This window comes from Streptomyces sp. CB01373 (assembly GCF_002803075.1).
Taxonomy (GTDB): domain Bacteria; phylum Actinomycetota; class Actinomycetes; order Streptomycetales; family Streptomycetaceae; genus Streptomyces.
On record NZ_NNBK01000005.1, the window covers coordinates 1 to 26,818 of the forward strand.

The 26,818-nt window shown below is 71.4% G+C and carries 21 protein-coding genes; 11 read left to right on the top strand and 10 right to left on the bottom strand.

Features of this window, described 5'->3' with window-relative positions; all coding sequences use genetic code 11:
* From CG719_RS08870 to glgB, 4 genes are all read left to right on the top strand, one after another.
* Nucleotides 1–398 (top strand): alpha-glucosidase C-terminal domain-containing protein (locus CG719_RS08870; RefSeq protein WP_159024836.1); only part of this gene is annotated, 398 nt, incomplete at its 5' end.
* Nucleotides 395–2,098, top strand: coding sequence for a maltose alpha-D-glucosyltransferase (gene treS, locus CG719_RS08875; RefSeq protein ID WP_100567984.1), 1,704 nt, complete (start codon nt 395–397; stop codon nt 2,096–2,098). The genes CG719_RS08870 and treS, both read left to right, overlap by 4 nt.
* A gap of 109 nt (nt 2,099–2,207) precedes the next feature.
* Entirely contained in the window at nt 2,208–3,602 is a 1,395-nt protein-coding gene (locus CG719_RS08880; RefSeq protein WP_100568264.1) for a maltokinase N-terminal cap-like domain-containing protein, read from the top strand.
* Nucleotides 3,603–3,670: 68 nt separating this feature from the next.
* Nucleotides 3,671–6,295 carry a 1,4-alpha-glucan branching enzyme gene (glgB, locus tag CG719_RS08885; RefSeq protein ID WP_100567985.1) on the top strand — a complete coding sequence of 875 codons (2,625 nt, stop codon included), beginning with the start codon at nt 3,671–3,673 and terminating at the stop codon, nt 6,293–6,295.
* 87 nt (nt 6,296–6,382) lie between these two features.
* Here the strand turns inward: glgB and CG719_RS08890 are convergent, their stop codons facing one another.
* From CG719_RS08890 to CG719_RS08910, 5 genes are all read right to left on the bottom strand, one after another.
* The gene (locus CG719_RS08890) at nt 6,383–8,617 is read right to left on the bottom strand and encodes a HelD family protein (RefSeq protein ID WP_100567986.1); all 2,235 of its coding nucleotides are present in this window, start codon (nt 8,615–8,617) and stop codon (nt 6,383–6,385) included.
* Between the two features lie 202 nt (nt 8,618–8,819).
* The gene (locus tag CG719_RS08895; protein ID WP_100567987.1) at nt 8,820–9,134 is read right to left on the bottom strand and encodes a thioredoxin family protein; all 315 of its coding nucleotides are present in this window, start codon (nt 9,132–9,134) and stop codon (nt 8,820–8,822) included.
* A gap of 14 nt (nt 9,135–9,148) precedes the next feature.
* Nucleotides 9,149–9,577, bottom strand: coding sequence for a MerR family transcriptional regulator (locus tag CG719_RS08900; protein ID WP_100567988.1), 429 nt, complete (start codon nt 9,575–9,577; stop codon nt 9,149–9,151).
* A 59-nt stretch (nt 9,578–9,636) separates the two neighbouring features.
* Complete coding sequence (locus tag CG719_RS08905; RefSeq protein ID WP_100567989.1) at nt 9,637–10,401, bottom strand: DUF2127 domain-containing protein; 765 nt, start codon at nt 10,399–10,401, stop codon at nt 9,637–9,639.
* A gap of 155 nt (nt 10,402–10,556) precedes the next feature.
* Complete coding sequence (locus CG719_RS08910; protein ID WP_100567990.1) at nt 10,557–10,925, bottom strand: hypothetical protein; 369 nt, start codon at nt 10,923–10,925, stop codon at nt 10,557–10,559.
* A gap of 100 nt (nt 10,926–11,025) precedes the next feature.
* Between CG719_RS08910 and sigJ the strand changes: the two genes are divergently transcribed.
* Nucleotides 11,026–11,925 carry an RNA polymerase sigma factor SigJ gene (sigJ, locus tag CG719_RS08915; protein ID WP_100567991.1) on the top strand — a complete coding sequence of 300 codons (900 nt, stop codon included), beginning with the start codon at nt 11,026–11,028 and terminating at the stop codon, nt 11,923–11,925.
* A gap of 96 nt (nt 11,926–12,021) precedes the next feature.
* On the opposite strand, the gene CG719_RS08920 is transcribed toward sigJ, so the two are convergent.
* A complete protein-coding gene (locus CG719_RS08920; protein WP_100567992.1) occupies nt 12,022–13,710 on the bottom strand; it encodes an MFS transporter in 1,689 nt (562 codons plus the stop codon).
* A gap of 107 nt (nt 13,711–13,817) precedes the next feature.
* Between CG719_RS08920 and CG719_RS08925 the strand changes: the two genes are divergently transcribed.
* Nucleotides 13,818–14,435: a TetR/AcrR family transcriptional regulator gene (locus CG719_RS08925; RefSeq protein ID WP_100567993.1), complete on the top strand. Its 618-nt coding sequence runs from the start codon at nt 13,818–13,820 to the stop codon at nt 14,433–14,435.
* A gap of 96 nt (nt 14,436–14,531) precedes the next feature.
* Here the strand turns inward: CG719_RS08925 and CG719_RS08930 are convergent, their stop codons facing one another.
* Entirely contained in the window at nt 14,532–15,905 is a 1,374-nt protein-coding gene (locus tag CG719_RS08930; RefSeq protein ID WP_100567994.1) for a cation:dicarboxylate symporter family transporter, read from the bottom strand.
* A 165-nt stretch (nt 15,906–16,070) separates the two neighbouring features.
* Between CG719_RS08930 and CG719_RS08935 the strand changes: the two genes are divergently transcribed.
* Both CG719_RS08935 and CG719_RS08940 read left to right on the top strand, forming a co-directional pair.
* Entirely contained in the window at nt 16,071–17,741 is a 1,671-nt protein-coding gene (locus CG719_RS08935) for a sensor histidine kinase (protein ID WP_100567995.1), read from the top strand.
* Nucleotides 17,738–18,448 carry a response regulator gene (locus tag CG719_RS08940; protein WP_100567996.1) on the top strand — a complete coding sequence of 237 codons (711 nt, stop codon included), beginning with the start codon at nt 17,738–17,740 and terminating at the stop codon, nt 18,446–18,448. The genes CG719_RS08935 and CG719_RS08940 overlap by 4 nt, the downstream gene beginning before the upstream one ends.
* Before the next feature lie 53 nt (nt 18,449–18,501).
* Here the strand turns inward: CG719_RS08940 and CG719_RS08945 are convergent, their stop codons facing one another.
* The gene (locus CG719_RS08945; RefSeq protein ID WP_100567997.1) at nt 18,502–19,527 is read right to left on the bottom strand and encodes an ATP-dependent 6-phosphofructokinase; all 1,026 of its coding nucleotides are present in this window, start codon (nt 19,525–19,527) and stop codon (nt 18,502–18,504) included.
* A gap of 199 nt (nt 19,528–19,726) precedes the next feature.
* Here CG719_RS08945 and pta point away from each other — a divergent pair, with 199 nt between their 5' ends.
* From pta to pyk, 3 genes are all read left to right on the top strand, one after another.
* Nucleotides 19,727–21,802 (top strand): phosphate acetyltransferase, encoded by a 2,076-nt coding sequence (pta, locus tag CG719_RS08950; RefSeq protein WP_100567998.1) that lies wholly within the window; start codon nt 19,727–19,729, stop codon nt 21,800–21,802.
* 87 nt (nt 21,803–21,889) lie between these two features.
* Entirely contained in the window at nt 21,890–23,098 is a 1,209-nt protein-coding gene (locus CG719_RS08955; protein ID WP_100567999.1) for an acetate kinase, read from the top strand.
* Nucleotides 23,099–23,206: 108 nt separating this feature from the next.
* On the top strand, nt 23,207–24,637 hold the full coding sequence (gene pyk / locus CG719_RS08960) for a pyruvate kinase (protein ID WP_100568000.1): 1,431 nt from the start codon (nt 23,207–23,209) through the stop codon (nt 24,635–24,637).
* 105 nt (nt 24,638–24,742) lie between these two features.
* On the opposite strand, the gene CG719_RS08965 is transcribed toward pyk, so the two are convergent.
* A complete protein-coding gene (locus tag CG719_RS08965) occupies nt 24,743–26,185 on the bottom strand; it encodes a hypothetical protein (RefSeq protein ID WP_100568001.1) in 1,443 nt (480 codons plus the stop codon).
* Nucleotides 26,175–26,807, bottom strand: a complete 633-nt coding sequence (locus tag CG719_RS08970) for a DUF6114 domain-containing protein (protein WP_100568002.1) — start codon at nt 26,805–26,807, stop codon at nt 26,175–26,177. Before CG719_RS08970 ends, CG719_RS08965 begins: the two co-directional genes overlap by 11 nt.
* Nucleotides 26,808–26,818: the final 11 nt, after the last annotated feature.

Below are 26,818 nucleotides of genomic sequence, written 5' to 3' on the forward strand. Positions count from 1 at the left end.
CCGCCGCACGCGAGGGCCGCACCATCGCCCCCCTCATCACCAAACTCAACGACATCCGCCGGCGCAGTCCGGCCCTGCGGCAGCTCAGGGACCTGCACTTCCACCACGCCGACCAGGACGCGGTGATCGCCTACTCGAAGCGGAGTGGATCGAACACGGTTCTGGTGGTCGCCAACCTCGACCCCCACCACACCCAGGAGGCCACGGTCTCGTTGGACATGCCGCAACTCGGCCTGGACTGGCACGAGTCGGTGCCGGTGCGCGACGAGCTCACCGGCGAGACCTACCACTGGGGCAGGGCCAACTATGTGCGTCTCGAGCCGGGCCACCGGCCCGCGCACGTCCTCACCGTCCTGCGACCGTCCACCCCGCAGATCGGAGGGTCACCCACAAAATGATCGTCAATGAACCCGTTCCGGACACCTTCGAAGACACTCCGGCCCAGGACCGGGACCCTGAGTGGTTCAAGCGTGCCGTGTTCTACGAGGTCCTCGTCCGCTCCTTCCAGGACAGCAACGGCGACGGCGTCGGCGACCTGAAGGGCCTGACCGCCAAACTCGACTATCTCCAGTGGCTCGGCGTGGACTGCCTCTGGCTGCCGCCGTTCTTCAAGTCGCCGCTCAGGGACGGCGGCTACGACGTCTCCGACTACGCCGCGGTGCTCCCGGAGTTCGGCGACCTGGCCGACTTCGTGGAGTTCGTCGACGCCGCCCACCAGCGCGGCATGCGCGTGATCATCGACTTCGTCATGAACCACACCAGCGACCAGCACCCGTGGTTCCAGGAGTCCCGCAAGGACCCGGACGGCCCCTACGGCGACTACTACGTGTGGGCCGACGACGACAAGCAGTACCAGGACGCGAGGATCATCTTCGTCGACACGGAGGCGTCCAACTGGACCTACGACCCGGTCCGCAAGCAGTACTACTGGCACCGGTTCTTCTCCCACCAGCCGGACCTCAACTACGAGAACCCGGCCGTCCAGGAGGAGATGATCTCCGCGCTGAAGTTCTGGCTGGACCTCGGCATCGACGGCTTCCGGCTGGACGCGGTGCCGTATCTGTACCAGCAGGAGCGCACCAACTGCGAGAACCTCCCGGCCACGCACGAGTTCCTCAAGCGGGTGCGCAAGGAGATCGACACCCAGTACCCCGACAAGGTGCTGCTGGCGGAGGCGAACCAGTGGCCGGAGGACGTCGTCGACTACTTCGGCGACTACGCCGCCGGCGGCGACGAGTGCCACATGGCCTTCCACTTCCCCGTCATGCCCCGCATCTTCATGGCGGTCCGCAGGGAGAGCCGCTACCCCGTCTCCGAGATCCTGGCCAAGACCCCCGCGATCCCCGCCACCTGTCAGTGGGGCATCTTCCTGCGCAACCACGACGAGCTCACCCTCGAAATGGTCACCGACGAAGAACGCGACTACATGTGGGCCGAATACGCCAAAGACCCCCGCATGCGCGCCAACATCGGCATCCGCCGCCGCCTCGCCACCCTGCTCGACAACGACCGCAACCAGATCGAGCTCTTCACCGCCCTGCTGCTCTCCCTGCCCGGCAGCCCGATCCTCTACTACGGCGACGAGATCGGCATGGGCGACAACATCTGGCTCGGCGACCGCGACGCGGTACGCACCCCCATGCAGTGGACCCCCGACCGCAACGCCGGCTTCTCCTCCTGCGACCCCGGCCGCCTCTACCTGCCCACGATCATGGACCCCGTCTACGGCTACCAGGTCACCAACGTCGAGGCGTCGATGTCCTCGCCCTCGTCGCTGCTGCACTGGACCCGCCGCATGATCGAGATCCGCAAGCAGAACCACGCCTTCGGACTCGGCTCCTACACCGAACTGCCCTCCTCCAACCCCGCCGTCCTCGCCTTCCTGCGCGAGTACGAGGACGACCTGGTCCTGTGCGTCCACAACTTCTCCCGCTTCGCCCAGCCCACGGAGCTGGACCTGAGCGCGTTCCACGGACGGCATCCCGTGGAGCTGTTCGGCGGGGTGCGCTTTCCGGCCATCGGGGAGCTGCCGTACCTGCTGACCCTGGCGGGGCACGGGTTCTACTGGTTCCGGCTGCGCCGGGACGCCGTCGCCTAAACGGGGGCTCACGGTACCCGGGGCGGGGCGGGCGTTTCCTCCGCCCCGCCCGTGGGCACGCGTCAGTCACACCCGACCAGCGATTGGACGCGACGCCATGTCGGACGCCATGTCGCAAGCCGTCACACGCTCCGTCACCACCACCAGCCCCGGCCTGCTCGCGTCACTGGACCCCCTGCTGCGGGAGTGGCTGCCGCGGCAGCGCTGGTTCGCGGGCAAGGGCCGACCGGTGACGGGGTTCTCGCTGGTCGCCGCCACCGAGCTGCTGCCGGGGGACCGGAAGCTGGGCCTGTACCACCTGCTCGTACGCGCCCACCAGCCGCTTTCGCCCGTGCACGGCACGGTCCCGCATCCCGGTGACTGCTACCAGCTGCTGATAGGCGTGCGCGAGGCGCTGCCCCCGCGGCTGGCGCCCGCGCTGATCGGCCACGTGCACGAGGGCCCGCTCGCCGGCCGCACGGTGTACGACGCCCTGTACGACCCCCGGCCCGCCGAGGTGATCCTGGAGGCACTGCGCACCCGGGCCCGCATCGGCGGCCTCCGTTTCGAACGGCGGGACGAGATACGCCCCGACCTGGTCCCCCGCGTGGTCACCGCCGAGCAGTCCAACTCGTCGGTGGTCTACGGCGATACGTTCATCCTGAAACTGCTGCGCCGGGTCCTGCCCGGCGTCAACCCCGACCTGGAACTGCCGCTCGCCCTCGCCCGGGAGGGCTGCTCGCGGGTGCCGCCGCCGACGGCGTGGATGACGGCGGAGCTGGACGGCGAGTCGTATGTGCTCGGAGTGCTCCAGCCCTTCCTGCAGGGCGCCTCGGACGGCTGGGAGCTGGCACTGCGCGAACTGGCCAAGGGCGAGGACTTCAGCGGCGAGGCGCGGGCGCTGGGCCGCGCCACCGCCGAGGTGCACACCGCGCTGGCCCGCGCTCTGCCCACGGTCACCCTCGGCCACATGCAGCTCGAATCCCTGGTGCACGGCATGACCGAGCGCCTGGAGTCGGCCGCACAGGCGGTGCCCGCGCTCGGACCGTACGTCCCGGGACTGCGCTCCGCGTTCGACGCGCTGGCCGATCTGGCGGCCGAGGGCCGGACCTGGACCGCCCAGCGCATCCACGGCGACCTCCACCTCGGGCAGTGCCTCCGCTCCCCCTCGGGACAGTGGTGGCTGATCGACTTCGAGGGCGAGCCGGTGAAACCTCTGGCCGAGCGGCGGATGGCCCAGCCGGTGGTGCGCGACGTCGCCGGGATGCTGCGTTCCTTCGACTACGCGGCGCACTCGGCGGGCGGCCCGCCGGCACCGGAGTGGGCCGAGGCCTGCCGCGCCGCGTACTGCACCGGATACGCCGAGGTCAGCGGCAGTGACCCGCGCACCGACCCGGTCCTGCTGCGCGCCTACGAGACGGACAAGGCGATCTACGAGGTCCTCTACGAGGCAAGGCACCGCCCCGACTGGCTGCCGGTACCGATGTCCGCGGTGCACCGCCTGGCGGCCCCGGACACGACCTGACCCCTTTCCACCGTCTCCCCCAGCTCCCCCGTCCACCGCACCCGACCTGCGCCGAGGAGGATCCGCCCGTGACCCCCCGCACCCCGTCCAGCGGTTCGGACCCGAAGAACCAGCCGACGCCTGCGAAGAAGGCGGCCACGAAGAAGGCAGCCGCGAAGAAGGCCACGGCCGAGAAGGCGGTGGCGAAGAGGACGACGGCCGCCAAGAACACGACGGCGAAGAAGACACCGGCCAAGAAGGCGGTCGCGAAGAAGGAAGTCGCGAAGAAGACGGCGGCGAAGAAGACCACCGCGAAGGCGACCGCCGCGAAGACCGCGGCCGCCGGGGCCGTCGCCAGGAAGACCGCCAAGAAGGCGGCGACGGCGGCGAAGAAGGCCCCGGCCACGAAGACGGCCGCCCGGCCGGCGGTGGCCGGTTCCACGGCACCGGAACCCGTCTCGCCGGAACCCATGCCGCCGGAACTCGCGCCGCCCGACCCCATGGCCGCCAGGAGTCCGGAGGGCGCCGCCCCGGCCGCCGTCGGACCCGGGGACCGGGAGCGGCTGCTCGCGGGGACGCACCACGACCCGCATTCCGTGCTCGGCGCGCACCCGGTGCCCGGCGGGGTCGCCTTCCGGGTGTTCCGGCCGTACGCGCTGGGCGTGACCGTGGTCGCCGGGGAACGGCGGGCCGGGCTGCGGGACGACGGGCAGGGGTTCTTCTCGGGGATGCTGCCGCTGCCGGAGGTGCCCGCGTACCGGCTGGAGGTGGAGTACGCGGGGACGGTGCAGGACACCGAGGACGCCTACGGTTTCCTGCCCACGCTGGGCGAGTTCGATCTGCACCTGATCGGCGAGGGCCGGCACGAGCAGCTCTGGCAGGCGCTCGGGGCCCACCCGATGACCCACCAGGGCGTGCCCGGCACCCGGTTCGCGGTGTGGGCGCCCAACGCCCGGGGTGTGCGCGTCGCCGGTGGCTTCAACTTCTGGGACGGCACCGGGTACCCGATGCGCTCGCTCGGCGCGACGGGCGTGTGGGAGCTGTTCGTGCCCGGGATCGGCGAGGGCGAGTTGTACAAGTTCGAGATCACCCGGCCGGACGGCTCGAAGACGCTGCGCGCCGATCCGCTGGCCCGCCGTACCGAGGTGCCGCCGGCCACGTCGTCCGTCGTGCACGCCTCGCACCACGAGTGGGGCGACGCGGAGTGGATGGCCCGCCGCACCCGGCGCCCGGCCCACGAGGCGCCGTTCTCGGTGTACGAGCTGCATCTTCCCTCCTGGCGGCCCGGACTGACGTACCGGCAACTCGCAGAGCAGCTCCCGGCGTACGTCAAGGACCTCGGCTTCACCCACGTGGAGCTGATGCCGGTCGCCGAGCATCCTTTCGGCGGCTCCTGGGGCTACCAGGTCACCGGCTTCTACGCGCCCACCGCGCGCCTGGGCACCCCGGACGACTTCAAGTTCCTGGTCGACGCCCTGCACCGGGCGGGCATCGGCGTCCTGATGGACTGGGTGCCCGCGCACTTCCCGCGCGACGAGTGGGCCCTGGCCGAGTTCGACGGGCGGCCCCTGTACGAGCACGCGGACCCGCTGCGGGCCGCGCATCCGGACTGGGGCACCCTGGAGTTCGACTTCGGCCGCCGCGAGGTGCGCAACTTCCTCGTCGCCAACGCCCTGTACTGGTGCGAGGAGTTCCACATCGACGGCCTGCGCGTGGACGCGGTCGCCTCCATGCTCTACCTCGACTACTCGCGCGAGCCGGGCCAGTGGACGCCCAACGAGCACGGCGGCCGGGAGAACCTGGACGCGGTGGCCTTCCTCCAGGAGATGAACGCGACCGTGTACCGCAGGGTGCCGGGCGTGGTCACCGTCGCGGAGGAGTCCACGGCCTGGGACGGCGTGACCCGGGCGACCCACCACCGGGGCCCGAGCGGCTTCGGCGGCCTGGGTTTCGGGCTGAAGTGGAACATGGGCTGGATGCACGACTCGCTCCAGTACATGAGCCACGACGCCGTCCACCGCAAGTTCCACCACGGCGAGATGACGTTCTCGATGGTGTACGCCTACAGCGAGAACTACGTGCTGCCGATCTCGCACGACGAGGTGGTGCACGGCAAGCGTTCGCTGGTGTCGAAGATGCCCGGCGACTGGTGGCAGCAGCGGGCGAACCTGCGCTCCTACCTGGGCTTCATGTGGTCCCATCCGGGCAAGCAACTGTTGTTCATGGGCCAGGAGTTCGCACAGGGCTCGGAGTGGTCGGAGACCCGCGGCCCGGACTGGTGGCTGCTCGACCCGAACTACGGCGCCGCGGCCGACCACCGGGGGGTGCTTGACCTGGTCCGCGACCTCAACGCCGTCTACCGGGCCACTCCTGCCCTGTGGACGCGCGACGTCCACCCCGACGGCTTCCAGTGGATCACCGGGGACGCGGCGGACGACAACGTCCTCGCCTTCCTGCGCCACGACACCGACGGCACCCCGCTGCTGGCGGTGTCCCACTTCGCCCCGGTCGTCCGCCCCGACTACCGCATCGGCGTCCCCGACGACGTGCCCGCCTGGCGGGAGGTCCTCAACACCGACGCGGCCCGCTACGGCGGCAGCGACGTCGTCCACCCCGACCCGGTCAAGCCGGAGCCCCAGGGCCGCCACGGCCGACCGGCGAGCATCCGCCTGACGCTGCCACCCCTGGCGACGGTGTGGCTGCGACCGGCGTGAGCACAACCAGCCCGTCCGGCGTGCGAGGACGAGGCCGTCCAGGCCGAAGCGGGGGTCCGGGGGCGGCAGCCCCCGGAACAGCCACCCCTACTCCCCGAACGCCTCCCCCAGAGCCGGAGGCAACGCCTCCGAATACAGCACGCCCAGCCGCTGCGTGGCACGCGTCAACGCCACGTACAGGTCGCTCGTGCCGTAGCGCGCGGGTTCGACCACGAGGACGGAGTCGAACTCCAGGCCCTTGGCCTGGCGCGGGTCGAGGAGGACGACCGCCCGGGTCAGGTCGGGCTCGGCGCCCGCCGTGACCCCGTCGAGCCGGGCGGCCAGCCGCCGGTGCAGTTCGCGCGGGGCGATCACGGCGAGCCGGCCCTCCTCCGGGGTGAGTTCCACGACGGCCTTCTCCACCGCGCCGGGCAGGTCGTCGGTGGCGCGGGCCCAGGGCCGTACGCCCGTGGAGCGGACCGAGCCGGGTGGCTCGAAGCCGGGGTGCTCGGCGCGGACCACGGCCGCCGCCACGTCCATGATCTCGGCCGGGGTGCGGTAGTTGACGCCGAGGCGGGTGTGCTCCCAGCGGTCCTCGACGTACGGCCGGAGGATGTCCGCCCAGGAGCCGACGCCGGCCGCCTCCGCCGTCTGCGCGGGGTCGCCGACCAGGGTCATGGAGCGGGTCGGGCTGCGCCGCATCAGCAGCCGCCACGCCATCGGCGACAGCTCCTGCGCCTCGTCGACGATGATGTGCCCGAACGCCCAGGTGCGGTCGGCGGCCGCGCGCTCGGCGGCGCTGCGGTGGTCGTCCTCCTCCTGGCGTTCGGCGAACCGCTCGGCGTCGATGATGTCGTGCGCGGACAGCACCTCCGAGGCGTCCGGGTCGCCGTCCTCCTTGTCCTCGAACTCGTACGTGCGGGACGCGTACGACACGTCCAGCACGCCCTGGGCGTAGGCGATCCGGGTCTCGCGCTCGTGCTCGGCGCGGGCGCGGGCCAGGCGGTCGTCCTCGCCGAGCAGTTCGGCGGCCTCGTCAAGGAGGGGGACGTCCGCGACTGTCCACGCCCGGGTCACCGGGCGGCGGATCGCGGCCGCGTCCTCGTCGCCGACGTACCCCTCCGGCTCCGCCAGGAAGTCCGCCACCAGCCGCTGCGGGGTCAGCCGCGGCCACAACCGGTCGATCGCCGACCAGACCTCGCGGTTCTCGGCGAGTTCGTCGCGGATCTGGGTGATGTCGCTGGGGTCGAGGACGTTGGAGCCGTCGTAGGGGTCGGTGCCGATGCGTTCGGCGAGCAGGTCGGTGAGCGTGTTGAGGATGTGGCCCTCGAAGTGCTCGCGGGCCGCGTTGTGCGGCAGCTTCGCGGCGCGGGTGCGTTCACGGGCGACGTTCACCAGGCCGTCGTCGAGCATCAGGATCTCGCGGTCGTGCTCGATGGCGATCACCGGATCGGGCAGCGCCTGCCGGTCCTGCACGACGGCGGCGAGCACGTCGGCCATGTCGGCACGGCCCTTCACCGCGGCGGCCTCGGGGGTGTCCGACGCGGTCGCCCTCACACCGGGGAACAGCTCGCCGACGGTCGCCAGGAGCACCCCGGTCTCGCCGAGCGAGGGCAGCACCTCACCGATGTAGCCGAGGAACGCGGGGTTCGGGCCGACGATCAGCACGGCCCGCCGGGCGAGCAGTTCCCGGTGCTCGTAGAGCAGGTAGGCGGCCCGGTGCAGGGCGACCGCGGTCTTGCCGGTGCCCGGGCCGCCCTCGACCACGAGCACGCCGCGGTGCGGCGCGCGGATGATGCGGTCCTGGTCGGCCTGGATGGTCCGCACGATGTCGCCCATCCGGCCGGTGCGCGCGGAGTCGAGCGCGGCGAGCAGCACCGCGTCACCGGTCGGGTCCTCGTGGCCGGTCCGTGTGGTGTCGCCGAGGTCGAGGATCTCGTCGTGCAGGGCGGTGACCCGGCGGCCGTCGGTGGAGATGTGCCGGCGGCGGCGCAGGCCCATCGGGGTGTGGCCGGTGGCCAGGTAGAAGGGGCGGGCGACGTCGGCGCGCCAGTCGATGAGGATCGGCGTGCGCTCGGCGTCGTCGGCGCGCAGGCCGATGCGGCCGATGTGGTGGCTGTCGCCGCCGGTGAGATCGATCCGGCCGAAGCAGAGCGAGCCGTCCACGGCGTTCAGCGCGGCCAGCAGCCCCGACCGCTCGGCGACGAGGATGTCCCGCTCCAGCCGGGCCTGCATGGGCGTGTCGCCCTGCGCGAGCGCGTCCGCGACGGAGGTCTCGGTGTCACCGCGCAGCGCGTCCACGCGGGCGTACAGTCCGTCGGTGAATTCCTGCTCCTGCCGCAATTCACCGTCTGGAAATTCGGTGTTTGACAATTCAGCTCCCGCCCGGATATACTCTGCTCAGTGAACTTCTTCGCGGCCCGATAAATACCAAGTCGCGAATCACCGAATATACGCAGAGAAATCCCCCGGGCGCAATTGCCCGGGGGATTTCTCATTCTCCGGCCCGCTGTCACGGCCCGTCCGGCGGGTCCCTTCCGGCAGGTCACAGCACGTCGGACAGCTCCTCCAGCAGCCGCCGCTTGGGGCGTGCGCCCACCATGGACTTCACGGGTTCGCCGGCGCGGAAGACCATGAAGGTCGGCATCGACAGCACCTTGTACGCGTTCGTCGTGTCCGGGCTGGTGTCCACGTCGAGCTGGACCACCTTCAGCCGCTCGCCCTGCTCGGCGGCCAGTGCGCTGAGCACGGGCCCCATCTGCCGGCACGGCGGACACCAGTCGGCGGTGAACTCCACCAGCACCGGCCGGTCCGCGCCGAGCACCTCCGCCGCGAAGTCCGCGTCCGTCACCTCCGCCACTCCATCTGCCCTGATCACCGCTGCTGCCCTCCCAGCTCGCACCTCGGCTCCGGACCGCCCGGAACCCCCGCGTCGGCGGCCAGTGCCTCCCGCGCCTTCTCGGCCCTCACGAGCTGCGCGCCGACCTGCTCCCGCACAGCCCGCAGCTCGCCGATCAGCGCGTCGAGCTGGTCCAGCTTGCGCCGGTAGACGCCGAGGGAGGCCGGACATGAATCGCCCTCGGGGTGCCCGGCCCGCAGACACTCCACGAACGGCCGGGTCTCCTCCAGCTCGAATCCGAAGTCCCGCAGCGTCCTGATCTGCGTGAGCAGCCGCAGGTCGCGCTCGTCGTAGGAGCGGTGACCCTGCGCGTCCCGTCGCGCGGGCAGCAGCCCCCGCGACTCGTAGTACCGCAGCGCCCGCGTCGTGGTCCCGGCCCGCTCGGCCAGCTCGCCGATTCGCATGCGTACGAACGTACGCCCTGACGCCGACGTCAAGGCAACGGCCGAGCGCCGGACGTCGCTCAGGCCATCACGCCGGCCGACTCCTCCACTTCGAGCAGGGAGGCGCTGCGGCGTTCCTCGTCGAAGGCCCGGCGTCCGCCGCGCAGGCCGAACAGGCGCTTGGCGAAGGCGATGTAGAGGACGGCGACGATGTTGAGGACCAGTGTGGTGATCTTGACCGCGCTGATGTGCTCGGTGAGCTCGTAGATCTCCAGCGGGAGGAAGGCTGCGGTGGCGACCACCGTCAGGTATTCCGCCCAGCGCTTGGCGTACCACAGGCCGACCGCCTCGATCAGTTCGACCAGCGCGTAGGCGAGCAGGACGCAGGCCACCAGGAGCAGGGTCGAATGCCGGTAGCCGAAGGTCTTCTGGACGGTGCCGATGACGGGTGAGTGGTCGAGGTCGTAGTGGAAGTACCGGAAGACGGGACGGAAGACGTCCAGGTACTCGTCGAACAGGCGGCGTACCGCGTCCTGGCTGTTGCTGAACTTCCACACGGCCACGGCGACCAGCACGATGAACACCCCGCGCACGGCCCGCTCGAACGCGAGGAATCGCAGGATGAACAGGTCTCGCAGCACCTTGCCGCGCGGCACCAGCGGGGCGTCGCCGGCCGGTCCCGAGCCGTGCGGCTCGCCGAGCGCGAAGTCGCCGCAGCGCAGGCAGCGCCAGACGTCACCCAGCGCGGTCCGCGCGTGCAGCCGGATCCGCAGCCTCGGGTCGTCCGGTGCGTAGGTCACATGCCCCTTGCGCGCGCAGGTGCGCCGGTCCCAGTCGATCGCCATCCCGTGGTTTGCCTCTCCGTACCTGCCCTGTGCCTGCGGACGGTGCCGCGCCGATCGGCGCGGCACCGTCCGGCACGGCACGCTAGTCCATCGCAGTAAGAGACGGCTGCCAGGAGCTTTCAGTTCACAGGGCGTCGTGGCATGGGACGAACCGGTCAGCGCCGGGTCAGCGCCAGCACACTCAGAGCGAACATCAGGACACCCAGGGGGAGATGGACCGACGGGACGTGCGCGATGCCGAGCACGACCTGGACCGAGGCGAGCACGAGGAAACCCGACGCGTGCCGGATGGGCCGGGGCGAGCCGCCGCCCGGCTTCCACGCCAGTACCGCCGCGAGCACGTACAGCATCGCCGCCCCGTACATCACACGGGCTCCGACACCGTGCAGCGTCTCTCCGTAGGACGAGGTCAGCAGCAGTCCGGCGGAGACCGCCTGGAAGAAGATGGTCAGGGTCTGCACCGCGATCGTGATCTGCAGGAACGAGAAGCCGCGCCGTGCGTTCGCCGTCACCTGAGTGGCCACGCCACACCCCTTTTCCGCCCTTCGGGCAGTAGGTCTATAAGGTCTCAACAGCTCGACGACGCGGGCCTGCGAAAGGTAAGGCGAGGGGGCGGCCGGAGGCATGGGGACTGTCGGGAACAGCACGGACGGCATGGCCGGCGAGCGGCGCCACCTGATCAATGTCGCTTACCGGTTGCTCGGCTCGGCGTCCGAGGCCGAGGACGCCGTGCAGGATGCCTACGCACGCTGGTACGGGCTGCCACGAAGCCGGCGGGAGGAGATCCTGTCCCCCGGCGCCTGGCTGACGACGGTGACCGGCCGCATCTGCCTGGACCTGCTCGGCTCGGCGCGAGCCCGCCGCGAACGCTATGTCGGCGCGTGGCTGCCCGAGCCGCTGCCCGACCGCACCGAGTGGGACCACGCGGACGGCTCCGACCCCGCCGACCAGATCGTCCTGGACGAGTCGGTGGTCATGGCCTTCCTCGTCGTCCTGGAGTCGATGACGCCCGCCGAGCGGGTTGCGTTCGTCCTGCACGACGTCTTCCGGTACCCGTTCGCCGAGATCGCCGATGTTCTCGGCCGGACCCCTGCGGCCTGCAAGCAGTTGGCGGCGTCCGCCCGACGACGGGTGGGCGTCACGCGCGCTCCGGTCACGGCGACCGGCCGGGCCGACGTGGTGAGGCATGTCAAAGAGGCATGGGAGACCAAGGACATCGCAGCCCTCGTCGGTCTCCTCGACCCGGCCGCCGTGATGACCGCCGACGGCGGCGGCGTGGTCGGCACCGTCCTGCGTCCGGTCGAGGGCGGCGAGCGCATCGCCGGGTACATGGTCGCCATCGCCGACATGGCTCCGGGGCTCGAACTCCTGGAGCGGTCGGTCAACGGTGTGCCGGGCCTGGTGGCCCGGCGTGCCGGCGTCGTCATGACCGTCGCCTCGTTCGACGTCTCCGACGGGCGTGTCACCCGGATCTGGGTGGTCCGCAACCCGGAGAAGCTGCGGCCGTGGGCGCGGGAGGGATAGCGCCGCGGCGGAGCGTGCGGAGGGGCCGGGACGGGGGTGGCCGGCCCCGCCCGAGCGCCACGCGAAGACGTCGCTCGCACGGGACCGGTCCCGGCGTCAGACCCGGGCCGTCGACTTCACACCGCCGCCCGCCGGCTCCTTCGCCTCCTCGGCCGGCTGCTCGTCGCGGGCGGCGCCGCGCGGCAGCAGCAAGGCCACGGCGAGGGTGCCCACGCCCAGGATCACAGCGCCGACCAGGCTGGTGTGGGCCACCGCGTCGGAGAAGGCCGAGCCGACCGCCTCCTTCATCCGCTGGGCGCCCTCGGCGAGCCCTCCGGCCTGCGCCTTGAGCTGCGCGGCCTGCTGCGGGTCGGTCGCGTGGGCGGCCTGAGCCGCGAGCTTCTGCGCCTTCTCCCCGATGCCCTGGGCGACGGCGTATCCGGCGCCGACCGAGTCCTGCGCGGTGGACAACGCGCCCGCCGGGAGCCCGCTGCCCGCGGTGGCGTCGGAGAGGTGCTGGGCGTACGAGGTGGACAGCAGGGAGCCGAGGATCGCGATGCCGAGCGAGCCGCCCAGCTCCAGGGAGGTGTCGTTCACGGCGCCGCCGACGCCCAGCTCGGACTCCGGGAAGGCGCCCATGATGGCGTCGGTGCAGGGCGAGAGGGCGAGCCCGATCGCCAGGCCCAGGATCACCAGGGGTGCCACGAGGTCGCCGTAGCCGGACGAGCCGTCCACCCGGGTCAGCAGCGCCAGGGCCGCGGTGCCGCCGACCATGCCCGCGGTCACCGTCCACTTCATGCCGACGCGCGGGGTGAGGTACCCGGTCAGCGCCGAGCCGGCGAAGACGGCGCCGGCCAGCGGCAGCATGCGCAGCCCGGTTGCCAGGGCGTCGTAGCCGAGGACGAACTGGAGGTGCTGGGTGAGGTAGTAGAAGGCGCCGAAGACGGCCAGGAAGAACAGGGCGACGGCCAGGTTGGAGCCGGCGAAGCGGCGCTGCGTGAAGCGCCGTACGTCGAGGACCGGGCGTGGGTGGCGCAGCTCCCACAGGACGAAGGCCACCAGGCTCACGCCCGCGACCGCGGCCGCGGTGACCGCCTTGGCGTCCCAGCCGAAGTGCGGACCCTCGATGATCATGTAGACCAGCGAGCCGATCCACACCACCGACAGCAGCCCGCCGACGTAGTCGATCCGGCCGTGCCGCGCCGCCCTGGAGGGCGGTACGAGGACGAAGGTGCCGACCAGGGCGACGGCGGCGACCGGCACGTTGATCAGGAAGGTCGAGGACCAGCCGTGGTCCTGGAGCAGCGCGCCGGCGACGAGGGGACCGGCGGCGATGGCGAGGCCGGCGGTGGCCGTCCACAGGGTGATCGCCTTGGCGCGCTCGGCCCGCGGGAAGGTCGCGGCCAGCAGGGACAGGGTGGCCGGCATGATCAGCGCGGCGCCCACGCCCATCACGGCGCGGGCCGCGATGACGGCCGCCGCGCTGTCGGCGAAGTAACCGAGGACGGCGCCGCCGCCGAACACGACGAGTCCGAGGGCGAGCGCGCCGCGCCGGCTGTACTTGTCGCCGATCGCGCCGAGCAGCAGCATCAGCGCCGCGTACGGGACGGTGTAGCCGTCGATGACCCACTGGAGGTCGGCGCTGGACAGGCCGAGGTCCCGGGTCATGTCGGGCGCGGCGACCGTGAGCGCGGTGTTCGCCATCACGATGATCAGCAGGCTCAGGCAGAGCACGAGGAGCGCCCACCAGCGCCGTGCGTAGGGGCGGTCCATCCTTTCGGCCGGTTCGTTCATGACGAGTCGCATGGGCAGGAGTCGCCTTCCTTGGTCTACTTGCACAGCAGAGTGCAATTGCACAACGATGTGCAATGTACGACCCTTGCACAGTGCTGTGCAAGTCAGGAGAGGGCAGAATGTCAGCCATGACCACGGGTAGCACCAGTCGCGCCGACGTGAACCGGCGCCGGATCCTCGACGTCGCCCTCGCGGAGCTGCTGCGCGACCCCGACGCGTCCATGGACCAGATCGCGCGCGCGGCCGGTGTCGTACGGCGCACGGTGTACGGCCACTTCCCCAGCCGGGAGGCGCTGATCAGCACGCTCGTCGACGAGGCGGTGCTCGCGCTCGCCACCGCGCACGCGGCGGGCCGGGACGGCGTCGCGGACCCGGCGGAGGCCGTGGCGCGGTCGGTGCTGGCGGTCTGGGAGATCGCCGACCGCTACCGGCTGCTGGTCGCGCTCGCCCAGCGCACGGTGAGCATGGAGGGCATCCGCGAACGCCTCACCCCCGTCCGGGAGAGCGCCGCGGGACTTCTCCAACGCGGCCTGGACGAGGGCGTCTTCGCCTCTCCCCTGCCCGCGCCCGCCCTGGCGTACGTGAAGGAGCAGATCCTGTTCGCCCTGATGGAGGCGGTGAACGACGGCCTGCTCGACCCCCGGGAGGCTGGCCGCACGGCCGCGGTGACGGTCCTGACGGCGGCCGGGTTGCCCGCCTCCCTCGCCGCCGCCCTGGTGGCCAGGATCAGCGACTGACGCCCGGGAGCACGCTCGCCGGCTGTCCGCCTCGGAACACGAAGAGACCCCGCGCCCCCTTGAGGGGGTGCGGGGTCTCGGTGTCCTGCCGGAGCGCTACACCTTGGCCAGTTCGCGCTGCTCGGGGCTCCCGGCGCCGTCGTCGCCGTCGGCGTCGTCCAGCAGCGTCTTCTCGTCGAAGGGCAGCTCGCCGGCGAGGACGCGCCGGACGCGGTCCTTGTCGACCTCGCCGGTCCAGGTGCCGATCAGCAGGGTGGCGACCGCGTTGCCCGCGAAGTTGGTCAGGGCGCGGGCCTCGCTCATGAAGCGGTCGATGCCGACGATCAGGCCGACACCGTCGACCAGGGCGGGCTTGTGGGACTGGAGGGCACCGGCGAGGGTGGCCAGTCCGGCACCGGTGACACCGGCGGCGCCCTTGGACGCGATCATCATGAACAGCAGCAGCGTGATCTGCTGGCCGATGGACAGCGGCTGGTCCATCGCGTCGGCGATGAACAGCGAGGCCATGGTCAGGTAGATCATCGTGCCGTCGAGGTTGAAGGAGTAGCCGGTCGGCACGGTGATGCCGACGACCGGACGGCTCACGCCCAGGTGCTCCATCTTGGCGATGAGCCGGGGCAGCGCGGACTCCGACGACGACGTCGACAGGATCAGCAGGAACTCGCGGCCCAGGTACTTCAGCAGGTGGAAGATGTTGACGCCGGCCACCAGCCGGGTCAGCGCGCCCAGCACCACCAGCACGAACAGCAGACAGGTGACGTAGAAGCCGAGCATGATCGCGGCGAGTGCCTTCAGGGCGTCGATGCCGGTCTCGCCGACGACGGCGGCCATGGCGCCGAAGGCGCCGATCGGGGCGGCCCACATGATCATGGCGAGCACGCGGAAGACCAGCCGCTGGATGTGCTCCACCCCGCGCAGGACCGGCTCGCCCTTGCGGCCCATGGCCTGGAGCGCGAACCCGACGAGCAGGGCGACCAGCAGGGTCTGCAGCACCTGGCCCTGGGTGAACGCCGACACGAGCGTGGTCGGGATGATGCCGAGCACGAAGTCGACCGGGCCCTCGCTCCCGGCCTGCGCCTGCGCCTGGCCGACGCCCTTGACCGCCTCCGTCAGGTGCATCCCGCTGCCCGGGTGCACGATGTTGCCGATCACGAGCCCGATGGCCAGCGCGACGAACGACATGGCGAGGAAGTAGCCGAGCGCGAGGCCGCCGACCTTGCCGACCTTCGCGGCCTTGCGCACCGAGCCGACGCCGAGCACGATCGTGCAGAAGATGATCGGCGAGATCATCATCTTGATCAGGTTCACGAAGCCGGTGCCGAGCGGCTTGAGCTCCTTGGCGAAGTCGGGCGCGGCGAACCCGACGGCGACGCCGAGGACGACCGCGGCGATCACCGCTATGTACAGATAGTGGGTACGGTCCCGCTTGGCTGCGGGTGCGGCAGGTGCCGTATCGGCTGCGCTGCTCAAGGCGGCCCTCCTTGACGACGTCATCGGCATCACCGGCGTGCGGCTCACGTCCGGGCATGGGGGAATGCCGCGACTATCTCCCGTCCTGTGAGGGGGGTCACGCTTCCGTTCATTAAGTTCACGCCACATGGTTCACGCCAGAACGAAAGAGGGAGACTTGGCGGCATGCGCATACCCGTCCTCCCCAGACCCCGCAGCCTGGCGGGCCAGCTGTTCGCCATGCAGGCCGTGCTGCTGGCGCTCGTCGTGGCCGGGTACGCGCTGTTCAGCTACCTCAGCGACCGGGGCCAGGCCGAGGAGTCGGCCCGCCGGCAGACCACGGCGGTGGCCCGCTCCATCGCCGACGCCCCCTCGGTCCTGACGGCCATCCGGACCTCCGACCCCTCGTCGGAGCTCCAGCCGTACGCGCTGAGGGTCCAGCAGGACACCGGGGTCGACTTCGTCACGATCATGACCCCGGGTGGCATCCGCTGGACGCACCCGGATCCGGACCAGATCGGGCGGCCCTTCCTCGGCAACATCTCCCGCGCCCAGCGCGGCGAGTCCTTCACCGAGACCTACACCGGCACCCTCGGCCCGTCCGTCCGCGCGGTCACCCCCGTCGAGGAGAACGGCCGCGTGGTCGGCCTGGTCAGCTCCGGCATCAAGGTGGAGGCGATCAGCGAGCGGGTACGGGAACAGGTCATCGCCCTGTTCTCGGTCGCGGCCGGGATCCTCGCGCTCGGCGCGATCGCCACGTACGTCATCAACGCGCGTCTGCGCCGCCACACCCACGGCATGAACGCGGCGGAGCTCAGCCGGATGCACGACTACCACCAGGCCGCCCTGCACGCGGTGCGCGAGGGTCTGCTGATGCTGGACGCACAGCACCGGGTGGCGCTCATCAACGACGGCGGACGCGAACTGCTGGGCGTGGGACGCCAGGAGGACGTGATGGGCCGGTCGGTGGCGGACCTCGGCCTGCCGGCCCCGCTGACCGGCGCGCTGCTGGCGTCCGAACCGCGGGTGGACGAGGTGTACCTGACCGACGCGCGCGTGCTGGTGGTCAACACCTCGCCGGTGTCGGGCGGTCAGCGCCGGGGCACGGTGGTGACCCTGCGGGACGTCACCGAACTCCAGTCGCTGATGGGCGAACTGGACTCGGAGCGCGGCTTCAGCCAGGCGCTGCGCTCCCAGGCGCACGAGGCGGCCAACCGGCTGCACACGGTGGTGTCGCTGATCGAGCTGGGGCGGGCGGAGGAGGCCGTGGAGTTCGCGACGGCGGAGCTGGAACTGGCGCAGGCGCTGACCGACCAGGTGGTCACGGCGGTGAGCGAGCCGGTGCTGGCCGCGCTGCTGCTCGGCAAGGCGGCCCAGGCCAACGAGCGCGGCGTGGAGCTGGTGGTGTCCTCGGACAGCGGCCTGGACGACGGTCTGCTGCCGCGGAGCCTGCCGCCCCGGGATCTGGTGACGATCCTCGGCAACCTCGTCGACAACGCGGTGGACGCGGCGCAGGGCGGCATGCCGGCACGGGTGACGGTCACGGCGTGCGCGGAGGACGGCGAACTGGTGCTGCGGGTCGCGGACAACGGGCCGGGCGTGCACCCGGCCCACACGGACCGGGTGTTCCAGCACGGCTTCTCCACCAAGCCGACGGGCCCGGGCGGGCGGGGACTGGGCCTGGCGCTGGTGCGGCAGGCGGTACGGCGGCACGAGGGGACGCTGACGGTGACGGATGCCGAAGGCGGCGGGGCGGTGTTCGAGGCACGCCTGCCCCTGACCCACGGGACGGAGAACCTCGTGACCGGCAGGGCCGGGTCCTGGGCCGGGCGCGGCCTGCCCGGAGGCGTGGCATGACGGACGGCGGGAGCGGGACGCAGCCCATCCGCGTCCTGGTGGTGGAGGACGACCCGGTCGCGGCCGACGCGCACGTGATGTACGTGGGCCGGGTGCCGGGATTCGTCACGGTCGGCACGGCGCACACGGGCGCCGAGGCCCGGCGGGTCCTGGAGCGCACCCCGGTGGACCTGCTGCTCCTCGACCTCCATCTGCCGGACGTGCACGGCCTGAAGCTGGCCCGGTCGCTGCGGGCGGGCGGCCACCACGCGGACGTGATCGCGGTGACCTCGGCACGGGACCTCGCGGTGGTGCGCGAAGGGGTCTCGCTGGGGGTGGTCCAGTACGTCCTGAAACCGTTCACCTTCGCCACGCTCCGGGACCGGCTCGTGCGGTACGCCGAGTTCCGCGCGGCGGTCGGGGAGGTGGGCGGCCAGGACGAGGTGGACCGCGCGATAGCGACCCTGCGCGCCCCGAGCCCGGCGGCCCTCCCCAAGGGGCTCAGCGCGCCGACACTCCAGCGGGTGACGGACGCGCTGCGCGCGGCGGAGGAAGGGTTCACCGCGGCGGGGGTCGCCGGGACGGTGGGCATCTCCCGGATCACCGCCCGGCGCTATCTGGAGCACCTGGTGGACGCGGGCCGGGCCGTACGCAGCCCGCTGTACGGGCAGGTCGGCAGGCCGGAACTGGTGTACCGGTGGACACGGGAGTCCGGCGGGGAGCGGTAGGGAGCCTCACCCCCCCCCCGCCCGGACCACCGGCTCCCGGAACGCCTGGACCGCTAAAAGACGGACTCCGTCTCGTCCATGCGGTCCTTGGGGACGGTCTTCAGCTCGGTCACCGCCTGGGCCAGCGGGACCATCACGATGTCGGTGCCGCGCAGCGAGGTCATGTGGCCGAACTCACCGCGGTGGGCGGCCTCCACCGCGTGCCAGCCGAAGCGGGTGGCGAGGACGCGGTCGTAGGCGGTCGGCACGCCGCCACGCTGGACGTGGCCGAGGATGACCGGCTTGGCCTCCTTGCCGAGCCGGCTCTCCAGCTCGTACGCCAGCGCCGTGCCGATGCCCTGGAAGCGCTCGTGGCCGAACTTGTCGATCTCGCCCTTGCCGTAGTCCATGCTGCCCTCGACCGGGTGGGCGCCCTCGGCGACGCAGACCACCGCGAACTTCTTGCCGCGGGCGAACCGCTCCTCGACCATCTTCACCAGGTCGGCCGGGTCGAAGGGGCGCTCGGGCAGGCAGATGCCGTGGGCGCCGGCCGCCATGCCGGACTCCAGCGCGATCCAGCCCGCGTGCCGGCCCATGACCTCCACGACCATCACGCGCTGGTGGGACTCGGCCGTGGTCTTCAGCCGGTCCATGGCCTCGGTGGCCACGCCGACGGCCGTGTCGAAGCCGAAGGTGCGGTCGGTGGAGGAGATGTCGTTGTCGATCGTCTTCGGCACGCCCACCACCGGCAGCCCGGCGTCCGACAGCATGCGCGCCGCGGTCAGCGTGCCCTCGCCGCCGATCGGGATCAGCGCGTCGATGCCGAACCGGTGGATCATGTCCGAGGCGTTCTCGCAGGCCTCGCGGAGCCGGTCGCGCTCCAGGCGGGAGGAGCCGAGGATGGTGCCGCCGCGGGCGAGGATGCCGCCCACCGCGTTGAGGTCCAGGGTGCGGTAACGGCCGTCGAGCAGGCCCGCGTAGCCGTCCTCGAAGCCGATGACCTCGTCGCCGTACGCCGTGGCCGCCCGGTGGACGACCGACCGGATCACCGCGTTCAGTCCCGGACAGTCGCCGCCCGCCGTGAGAACTCCGATACGCATGCTGCTGTGTCTCCTGCTCGCTGTTGACACCGGTGATCCCGTCCGATTGTTTCATGTCCGGGGGACGGCCATGGCCTGACGGGCGCCATAGCTACCGGCAGGGGTACTGTCAAGGGGATTCCGCTCACCCCGGTGGGCGTTTTTTGCAGGACGCCATCCCCGGCCGACGAGTGATCCCCCGAGGAAACGGAGAGCCCGCGTGACCCGCAGCGTGTACGTGACCGGTATCGACCGCGGTGACGGCCGGCAGGTCGTCGAGCTGGGAGTCATGGAACTGCTGACACGGCAGGTGGACCGGGTGGGCGTCTTCCGTCCCCTCGTCCACGACGGCCCCGACCGCCTCTTCGAGCTGCTGCGCGCCCGCTACCGGCTCCCCCAGGACCCGGCGACCGTCTACGGCCTGGACTACCAGGAGGCGTCCGCCCTCCAGGCCGAGCAGGGCACGGACGAACTGGTGTCCGCCCTCGTCGACCGCTTCCACCTGGTCGCCCGGGACTACGACGTGGTACTCGTCCTCGGCACCGACTTCGCCGACACCCAGCTCCCGGACGAGTTGTCCCTCAACGCCCGGCTCGCCAACGAGTTCGGGGCCTCCGTCCTGCCGGTCGTGGGCGGCCGCAGACAGAACGCGGAGTCGGTGCTCGCCGAGACCCGCAACGCCTACCGCGCCTACGACGGCCTCGGCTGCGACGTGCTGGCCATGGTCACCAACCGGGTGGCCCGCGAGGACCGCGACGAGATCGCCGAGCGGCTGGCCGGCCGGCTGCCGGTGCCCTGCTGGGTGGTGCCCGACGAGCCGGCCCTGTCCGCACCGACGGTCGCGCAGATCACCCAGGTCCTGGACGGCCGGGTGCTCCTCGGCGACGACTCCGGACTGGCCCGCGACGCCCTGGACTTCGTCTTCGGCGGCGCCATGCTGCCCAACCTCCTCAAGGCGCTGACCCCCGGCTGCCTGGTGGTCACCCCCGGCGACCGCGCCGACCTGGTCATCGGCTCGCTCGCCGCGCACAGCGCCGGCACCCCGCCGATAGCCGGCATGCTGCTCACCCTGAACGAGGCGCCGCGGCAGGAGATCCTCACCCTGGCCGGCCGCCTCGCCCCGGGCACCCCGGTCGTCTCGGTGTCCGGCAACAGCTTCCTCACCGCCGAGCGGCTGTTCTCCCTGGAGGGCAAGCTCAACGCGGCCACCCCGCGCAAGGCGGAGACCGCGCTCGGCCTGTTCGAGCGGTACGTCGACACCGCCGACCTCAGCAAGCGGGTCTCCGCGCCCAGCAGCGACCGGGTCACCCCGATGATGTTCGAGCACCAGCTCCTCGAACAGGCCCGCCGCGACCGGCGCCGGGTCGTGCTGCCGGAGGGCACCGAGGAGCGCGTGCTGCACGCGGCGGAGGTGCTGCTGCGCCGGGGCGTGTGCGACCTGACGCTGCTCGGCCCGGCGGAGGTGATCCGCAAGAAGGCCGCCGACCTGGGCATCGACCTCGGGGACGCGCAGCTCATCGACCCGGCCACCTCCGACCTGCGGGACGCCTTCGCCGAGCGGTACGCGGCGCTGCGCGCCCACAAGGGCGTCACGGTGGAGCTGGCGTACGACGTCGTCTCGGACGTGAACTACTTCGGCACGCTCATGGTGCAGGAGGGCCTGGCCGACGGCATGGTGTCGGGCTCGGTGCACTCCACGGCCGCGACCATCCGGCCCGCGTTCGAGATCATCAAGACCCGCAGCGACGCCTCGATCGTCTCCTCCGTGTTCTTCATGTGCCTGGCCGACAAGGTCCTCGTCTACGGCGACTGCGCGGTCAACCCCGTCCCGGACGCCGAGCAACTGGCCGACATCGCCATCCAGTCGGCGGCCACCGCCGCCCGGTTCGGCGTGGAACCGCGGATCGCCATGCTGTCGTACTCCACCGGCGACTCCGGCTCGGGCGCCGACGTGGACAAGGTGCGCGAGGCGACCGAGCTGGTGCGGCAGCGCCGCCCGGACCTGATGATCGAGGGGCCGATCCAGTACGACGCGGCCGTGGAACCCTCGGTGGCCGCCACCAAGCTGCCCGGCTCGGAGGTGGCGGGGCAGGCCACCGTGCTGATCTTCCCGGACCTGAACACCGGCAACAACACCTACAAGGCCGTGCAGCGTTCGGCCGGCGCGGTCGCGGTCGGCCCGGTCCTCCAGGGCCTGCGCAAGCCGATCAACGACCTGTCCCGCGGCGCCCTGGTGCCGGACATCGTCACCACCGCGGCCATCACGGCGATCCAGGCCCAGTCGTCCGGCAACTGACCCTCCCCCGGCCGCGTCCGCCGGGGCGCCGCCCCGGCGCGCGCGGCCCAAGACCTCCACAACTCCGACCAGAAAGCGCCAGCGCTCGTGACCGCGACCCGCGTCCTCGTCCTCAACTCCGGCTCCTCGTCGCTGAAGTACCAGCTGCTCGACATGCGCGACGCGACCCGGCTCGCCGCCGGCCTGGTGGAGCGCATCGGCGAGCAGACCTCCCGGCTCAAGCACACCTGCCTGGCCACGGGGGCCGGCCGCGAGCAGAGCGGCCCGATCGCCGACCACGACGCCGCGCTGAAGGCGGTCGCGGAGGAACTGGCCCGGGACGGGCTCGGCCTGGACTCCCCCGAACTGGCCGCGATCGGGCACCGGGTGGTGCACGGCGGCATGTTCTTCACCGAGCCCACCGTCATCAACTCCGCCGTGCTCACCGAGATCGAGCGGCTGATCCCGGTGGCACCGCTGCACAACCCGGCCAACCTCACCGGCATCCGCACGGCCATGGCGCTGCGCCCCGACCTGCCGCAGGTCGCCGTCTTCGACACGGCGTTCCACACGACCATGCCGGAGTCCGCGGCCCGCTACGCGATCGACACGAGGACCGCCGACCGGCACCGGGTGCGGCGCTACGGCTTCCACGGCACCTCGCACGCCTACGTCTCCCGGGCGACCGCCGAGCTGCTGGGCAGGGCGCCCGAGGACGTCAACGTCATCGTGCTGCACCTGGGCAACGGCGCGTCGGCCTCGGCGGTCCGTGGCGGCCGGTGCGTGGACACCTCCATGGGGCTCACCCCGCTGGAGGGGCTGGTGATGGGAACGCGTTCCGGTGACCTCGACCCGGCCGTCATCTTCCATTTGCAGCGAGTCGGCGGAATGTCCATGGACGAGGTCGACACTCTCCTCAACAAGAGGAGTGGTTTGTTCGGTCTGTGCGGCGACAACGACATGCGGGAGATTCAGCGCCGGATGGAGGAGGGCGACGACGACGCACGACTCGCGTTCGAGATCTACATCCACCGGCTGAAGAAGTACGTGGGTGCCTATTACGCGGTACTCGGCACGGTGGACGCGGTCGCCTTCACGGCCGGGGTCGGCGAGAACGCGGCCTTTGTGCGCGAGGCCGCCCTCGCGGGCCTGGAGGGCCTGGGCCTGGCGGTGGACCGCGACCGGAACGCCGTACGCGGCGACGAGGCGCGGCTGATCTCGCCCGAGGGCGCGCGGGTCGCCGTGGCCGTGGTTCCCACGGACGAGGAAATGGAGATCGCCACCCAGACTTACGCACTGGTCGGAAAGGACGGCTGAGCACGTCCGCGAAATTCCGGCCGGCACTCGACTGAGCGCCGAGGCGCCCATTTGTATCTTCCATCAGACGGAATATTCCGGAGCGAAACAAACCGATAGGATCGCCCCATGCGCCGTTCGAAAATCGTCTGTACTCTCGGCCCAGCGGTCGACTCCCACGAGATGCTCGTCGCCATGATCGACGCGGGCATGAACGTGGCCCGGTTCAACTTCAGCCACGGAACGCACGCCGAGCACCAGGCACGGTACGACCGGGTCCGCGCCGCGGCCAAGGAGACCGGCCGGGCCATCGCCGTCCTCGCCGACCTCCAGGGCCCGAAGATCCGGCTGGAGACCTTCGCCGAGGGTCCGGTGGAGCTCGAGCGGGGTGACGAGTTCACCATCACCACCGAGGACGTCCCGGGCGACAAGCACATCTGCGGTACGACGTACAAGGGGCTGCCGGCCGACGTCTCGCGCGGCGACCAGGTCCTCATCAACGACGGCAACGTCGAGCTGAAGGTCGTGGACGTCGAGGGCCCGCGGGTGAAGACGATCGTCATCGAGGGCGGCGTCATCTCCGACCACAAGGGCATCAACCTGCCCGGCGCCGCGGTGAACGTGCCCGCGCTGTCCGAGAAGGACGTCGAGGACCTGCGCTTCGCGCTCCGCATGGGCTGCGACATGGTCGCCCTGTCCTTCGTCCGCGACGCCAAGGACGTCTCCGACGTCCACCGGGTCATGGACGAGGAGGGCCGCCGCGTCCCCGTCATCGCCAAGGTGGAGAAGCCGCAGGCGGTGGAGAACATGCAGGACGTCGTGATGGCGTTCGACGGTGTGATGGTCGCCCGCGGCGACCTGGCCGTCGAGTACCCGCTCGAGAAGGTCCCCATGGTGCAGAAGCGCCTGATCGAGCTGTGCCGGCGCAACGCCAAGCCGGTGATCGTGGCGACCCAGATGATGGAGTCGATGATCACCAACTCCCGTCCGACCCGCGCCGAGGCCTCCGACGTGGCCAACGCGATCCTGGACGGGGCCGACGCGGTCATGCTGTCGGCCGAGTCGAGCGTGGGCGCCTACCCGGTCGAGACCGTCAAGACGATGTCGAAGATCGTCAAGGCGGCCGAGGAGGAGCTGCTCGGCAAGGGCCTGCAGCCGCTGGTGCCGGGCAAGAAGCCGCGCACGCAGGGCGGTTCGGTGGCCCGCGCCGCCTGCGAGATCGCCGACTTCCTGGGCGCCAAGGGCCTGGTGGGCTTCACCCAGTCCGGCGACACCGCGCGCCGGCTGTCCCGCTACCGCGCCTGCCAGCCGATCCTGGCCTTCACCACCGACGAGTCCACCCGCAACCAGCTCGCGCTCAGCTGGGGCGTGGAGCCGCACGTGGTGCCGTTCGTCAACAGCACCGACGAGATGGTCGACCTGGTCGACCAGGAGCTGGTGAAGCTCAACCGCTTCGCCCCCGGCGACACGGTCATCATCACCGCCGGCTCGCCCCCCGGCGTCCCCGGCACCACCAACATGGTCCGCGTCCACCACCTGGGCGGCGGCACCCGCGACTGACCGCGCGCACGGCCGCCCGGCCGACCGGCACACGACTGAGGGCGCCCCCTGCGAACAGGGGGCGCCCTCAGCGGTGTTGCGGCTCCCGGACGGGCCCGCGGCCGGTCAGTCGGTGGTGTACAGGTGCATACCGGGGACGTGCAGGTCGCCGCCGAACTGGGCCGCCTGGACCACTTTGACCTTGGTGAAGTAGATCAGCGGGATGTTCAGCGGCGGAGGGCTCTTCGGGCTGAATGTGACCGGGATCAGACCGAACAGGTTGCCGGAGATGCTCTCGGTGTACATCACCGTGTCGCCGTTGCGGATCGTGGACGTGGACCCCTTGGCGGCCTGCACGTGGTAGGTCTTGCCGATCCCGGTGTCCTTCACCGTCTGGTGCAGGTCGCCGATGTCGGTGCCATCCGAAATGACGTACTTCAGCACCTTCTTGACGTGTCCGCTCGCCGTGCGCACCTCCACGACGCCCTGGTAGTCGGCGCCCTTCAGCAGCAGCGAACTGGCGTCCAGGTACCAGGGGTCGTCGGCCAGGAGCACGTCGTTGTCCACGCCGCCCTCGGCGTCGGTGGCGGCCGGGCACTTCTCCGGGTCCGTCGTGGAACTCGCCGACGGGCTCGGCGTGGCCGTCGCCGCGTCGGCCGCCTCTCCGGCCGCCTCCTTGACGTCCTCGACGGTCTTCCCGGCCTCCCCGGCCGTCCCGGACACCGTGCCGGCCGTGTCCTTCACGGTGTCCTTCACGGTGCCCTTGACCGTGTCCTTGACCGTGTCCTTGACCTTGTCGGCGACCTTCCCGGCGGTGTCCTCGACCGGGTCGGAGGCGCCGTCGCCGGCGTCCTTGGTCCCGCTCGCCGAAGGCGTGGCGGAGGCGGACGGCGCGGCCCCGGAGTCCGCGGTGCCCCCGGAGTTCCCGGAGCCTGGCTTGGCGCCGGCGAGGAGGCCTCCGAGCGCGTCCCCGACGGTCCCCAGCAGGCCGCCGCCCCCGGACGCCGAACCGTCCGGCTTGCTCTGCGAGGCGGTGGGGGCCGGCTCGGGCGCGGTCTTGCCGCCGGAGGCCGTGTCCGGCGAGGAGGACGCGTGCGAGGAGCCCTCGTCCTTCTGACCGTTCTGGTCCCCCTGGTCGTTCTGGTCCCCCTGGCCGTCCTCGCCCGCCTGGTCCGTGGCGGACGTGGCCGAGGGGGCCGGCTTCGCGGTGGCGCCCTCGCCGCCCTCGCCGTCCTCAGCGGCGTCACCGGCGCTCGCGGAGGCGGACGGCGTCGGCGAGGCCGAGGCCTCGTCCTGCGAGCCGTCCAGCGCCGCGACACAGTCCTTGTACTCGTCGGCCGTCAGGCTCTTGGCGGACGGCGCCGACGCGTTGTTGTCGGCGACGGCGTGCGTGGACGTGAAGCCCATGCCCATGAGGACCGCCGTCGGCATCGCCGCCATGGCTATCGCCTTGCCGGCCGGCATGTGGAACCTGGTGAACAGCGGCTTCTTGGGTGCCGCGTGGCGCGGCCCGGTTCTCCCACGGGACTCCTCCACTCCCGTCCCGTGAGTCACCTCGTCAGCCGGCACTTCGCCTCCCGTTCGCCCCGTTGGCCGGGCTCGTTCCTGACAGGTCGTTCTCCCCCAGTGCCTCGAAGCCCTGGGAGGGGCCCTCCTTGCTCATCGGGTCCACCACAGGGCTCATCGGGTCCACCACAGACCCGGGCGGTACCGCGCCGTCCTCCGCCGGGCCGGGCGCGGCCTCGGGGGCTCCGCCCCGTACCGGGCCGTCCCGTTCGACGTCCTCCGGCGCGGGCGGCACACCCTCCGCCCACGACACGGCCATCGCGCCGCCGATGAGCGCGAGCAGGAAGCCGAGGACGAAGCCGCCGAAGTTGGACACGGGGATGGACACCAGCGCCAGCAGGATCGCCGCGACACCCGCGAAGACCCTGATGTGCTTCTGGAACCAGAGGCTGATGCCCAGGACGACGAGCAGCACGCCGATGATCAGGGAACCGGCTCCCGCGGTGGTCGCCATCGCCAGCGTCAGATGACCCAACTGGAGGTGGGCATACGGGAAGTACATGATCGGAAGGCCGCCGAGCAGGACGAACAGGCCTGCCCAGAACGGACGTGTGCCCCGCCAGGCGCGGAACTGCAGCCTCCGGCGGGTGAACTGGCCGGCTGCGGCAGGAGTCTCGGCGCTCATGGAAAACAGCT